A 3,717-nucleotide genomic window follows, 5' to 3' on the forward strand; every position below is an offset into this window, starting at 1 on the left:
GCGATTAGCGCAATCAAAGCGTTATGTTTTGGTGTGCAGAAGTGGTCGCCGCTCAAAAGCCTGTTGTGCACTACTGAATGAATTTGGCTTTACCAACCTGACCAATCTTGCTGGTGGCGTTGCGTTTATCTAAAAAGGCTTTATCACCTAATAAAAAAGCAGCGATATCGCTGCTTTTTTATTAGAGCGTATTGACCTTTATAGCCATCACGCATAAGTCAAATATGACGTTAGGCAATGTGCCCTGTTGAATCACGAACAACCAATTCAGGTGTAAAACAAACAGCCATCTTTTCTTCTTTGATTTTAGTCGGGCGACTATTGGCAAATAAAAGCTTAGCGGCCTGCGTTGCGATATCTTGGTTTGACTGATGTGCAGTTGTCAGCTTTGGCCATGTCTGTTTTGAGAAGGGTGAATCCTCGAAACCCGTAATAGATAATTGTTCTGGAATTTTTATGTCCATCAAGCGCGATGCAAATAATGCACCCGCTGCGATTTCATCGTTACAAGCAAAAATGGCTGTCACTTTACTGTTTTTAGCCATGAGAGCTTTTGCACCTTCCACACCCGATTCAAATGAATATTTACCTGGGAAAATCAGCGATTCATCAAGGGAAATATTATGATCGCTCAAAGCGGCCTTGTATCCGGCTAAACGTTCAAGTGTTGATTTGTGCTCTTCTTCACCGGTAATAAATGCAATGTGTTTATGTCCCAGCGAAATAAGATGTTCAGTAATTTGGTAGGCGGCATCGTGGTCATTTACAAAGATGGCATTTGATTTACCTTCTTGTTCAGTTGGTTCACGACCTGACAAAATACGTACGTAGTTAATGTTCATTGAATCAAGTAACTCAATAACATCTTCACGCTCCGATAGGGGAGGCGTTAATACCAAGCCTGACAAGCGAGAACGCTCAATCATGGTTTGTATTTCGTCTAATACGTTTTCATCTGTGCTACTACAAGGGTGAATAAGCAGTTCGTAGCCTTCTTCTTTACAGCGCGATAAGATCCCATTTTGCATATCAATAACATAATAAGCGTTAGGGTTGCTGTAAACTAAGCCAATGGCAAATGATTTGGTTCCCGCTAAACTACGCGCTGCTAAATTCGGCTTGTAGTTGAGTTCTTTTACCGCAGCCATAACCTTATCTGAGGTTTTTTTTCTAACCGATGGCTCGTTATTCATAACACGAGACACAGTTTTCATTGATACGCCAGCGAGGCGAGCAACATCGTTTATGGTGACTTTCATATTGTTATTATTTCTTTTGCTGATGGTTCCTGCATAACGCATAGGAGAAATAGCACACAAGTTGCCATTCTAACTGTTTTTTTTTCAAGTCTGTAGTTATGTTTCATATTTTATACAGAATCGAGCTGTTTGATACCGGTGTCAAAAAGTTGAAATTGCCAATTGACAGCGTTGTCATTTTTACTTATTGTTAACGTACAAAACTTAACAAGTAGTAACTTTAGCAAGTGTTTGACTAAATTCAAGGTACAAATACATGCGTAAGTATAAATAGAGTAAAGGTAAAATATGAGTGGTCGTTCTTCTTTAGCAAGTTGGCAAACACTAGCAGGTCTAGCAAGTGAGTTAAAACAACAACACTTAGTTGATTTGTTTGCTAATGATGCTGAGCGATTTGAACGTTTTTCAACGCACATTGACGGTGTTTTCTTTGATTACTCAAAAAACCTCATTACTCAAGATGTTAAAAAAGCGTTATTAGAACTGGCAAATGAAGTTGATCTAGCTTCATGGCGCGACAAAATGTTTTTAGGTGAAAAAATTAACTTCACTGAAAATCGTGCGGTGTTACATACAGCACTTCGCAAACGTAATAACCAAGCTGTTTATGTGGATGGTGAAAACGTTGTTGACGCGGTGAATAGCGAACTTGCAAAAATTAAAGCATTTACCGAAAAAGTACGTAGTGGTCAGTGGTTAGGTTATACCGGAAAACGTATCACTGATGTGGTCAGTATTGGTGTAGGCGGCTCTAACTTAGGCCCGCAAATGGCGACTGAAGCGTTAGCTGCTTATGCAGATAACACACTTGATGTGCACTACGCATCAAATGCTGACGGTATGCAAATCGCAAGCGTGCTTGCAAAGGTAAACCCAGAAACGACATTATTTGTTATTTCGAGTAAAACATTTACAACTTCTGAAACCATGGCAAACGCAAAAACAGCTGTTGCGTGGTTAAAAAATGCAGCAGGTTGCGACTCAGCCGTTGCCAAACATTTTGCTGCGGTAAGTACCAACTTAGAAAAAACATCTGAATTTGGTATTAATCCTGACAACGTATTTACCATGTGGGATTGGGTTGGCGGTCGTTTCTCGATGTGGTCAGCAATTGGTTTACCAATCGCGCTTTACCTCGGTTTTGATATTTTTGTTGAACTACTTGAAGGTGCCTTTGAAGTAGACGAGCACTTTTTAAATGCAAAATTTGAAGACAATATTCCAGTCTTAATGGCGCTTTTAAGCGTTTGGAATACCAGCTTTTTAGATGCTCGAGCGCAAGCTATTTTACCATATGACCAAAGCATGCATATGTTACCAGCATATTTACAGCAAGCGGAAATGGAAAGTAATGGTAAGTCAGTGACATTTGATGGCAAAGCGATTGATTATACTAGCGTGCCACTGATTTGGGGTATGACAGGAATTAATGGTCAGCATGCGTTTTATCAGTATCTACACCAAGGTACTACGATTGTGCCAGCAGACTTTATTGGTTCAATAACACCTGTGACAGACGTTAATAATCATCATGAAATTCTAATGGCAAACTTTTTTGCGCAAACAGAAGCCATGATGACGGGCGTTACAAAAGAGCAAATTATTGCTGACTTGTCAGGCAAAGGATTATCTCAAGCGCAAATAGATGCATTGGTTGAACATAAAGTTCATAAAGGCAATCGCCCAACGACGTCAATTTTACTGGATAAAATTGATGCGAAACATTTAGGTCGATTAATTGCCTTATATGAGCACAAAATTTTCTGCCAAGGCATTATTTTAGAGATTTGCTCATTTGATCAATGGGGTGTTGAGCTTGGTAAAGGCCTTGCAAACGCGATTCAAAAAGAATTAGAGACAGACGAGCGCTTTGAGCACGATAGTTCAACCGCTGGTTTAATCGCTTTATATAAAAATAAGCGTCAAAAATAGGATAAATGTCAGGGTTTATAGCCTGATATTAAGATAAACTGCGCGGCTTTTCTGCTAGCAGCAGTTGTCAAAATACCTTTGAACGGGTAGCGCTGAGTTAATGGGAGCGTCAATTGGTGAGAGAGTTGCCGCTTCCAAAACTCTTATCCGTTTAAGCTGAATGTGAGAATGCACATTCGGCAACAGAATAAGAAAAGCGATAGGTCGCTTTTAAAAGAATACCTTTGAACGGGTAGCGTTGAGTTATTTGGGACTTCAATTGGTGAGAGAGTTGATGTTCCCAAAGCTCCTTTCTACCAACTGCTGTTGAGTCACAAAACAGCACAAATTTGCACACAATACACTTTGAAGAGCGCTATTTTAGATTTTCAAAGTAAACAAATACCTTTGAACGGGTAGCGCTGAGTCGATTGGGACGTCAATTGGTGAGAGAGTTGACGTTTCCAATGCTCATATCCGTTTAACTAAGTGAACTGAGTAGCGCTGAGTATTCAGGGGTAACGGTGGGTGAGAGCATCGTTACTCC

At 40.1% G+C, this 3,717-nt stretch carries 3 protein-coding genes; 2 read left to right on the top strand and 1 reads right to left on the bottom strand.

The features are described from left to right. Window positions 1-133, top strand: a 133-nt coding sequence (locus tag ABYD77_RS18255) for a rhodanese-like domain-containing protein (RefSeq protein ID WP_372771524.1), incomplete at its 5' end; no start/stop codon positions are given. A gap of 97 nt (window positions 134-230) precedes the next feature. On the opposite strand, the gene ABYD77_RS18260 is transcribed toward ABYD77_RS18255, so the two are convergent. After that, the gene (locus ABYD77_RS18260; protein WP_372771522.1) at window positions 231-1,259 is read right to left on the bottom strand and encodes a LacI family DNA-binding transcriptional regulator; all 1,029 of its coding nucleotides are present in this window, start codon (window positions 1,257-1,259) and stop codon (window positions 231-233) included. 288 nt (window positions 1,260-1,547) lie between these two features. Here ABYD77_RS18260 and pgi point away from each other — a divergent pair, with 288 nt between their 5' ends. After that, window positions 1,548-3,191 carry a glucose-6-phosphate isomerase gene (pgi, locus tag ABYD77_RS18265; protein ID WP_372771523.1) on the top strand — a complete coding sequence of 548 codons (1,644 nt, stop codon included), beginning with the start codon at window positions 1,548-1,550 and terminating at the stop codon, window positions 3,189-3,191. Window positions 3,192-3,717: the final 526 nt, after the last annotated feature.

This window comes from Pseudoalteromonas sp. (assembly GCF_041629635.1).
In the GTDB taxonomy this organism is placed as follows: domain Bacteria; phylum Pseudomonadota; class Gammaproteobacteria; order Enterobacterales; family Alteromonadaceae; genus Pseudoalteromonas.

What these genes read in the sequence shown, in the direction of transcription:
- ABYD77_RS18260 (WP_372771522.1), bottom strand. Translation starts at nt 1,259, where the DNA reads ATGAAAGTCACCATAAACGATGTTGCTCGCCTCGCTGGCGTATCAATG.
- pgi (WP_372771523.1), top strand. Translation starts at nt 1,548, where the DNA reads ATGAGTGGTCGTTCTTCTTTAGCAAGTTGGCAAACACTAGCAGGTCTA.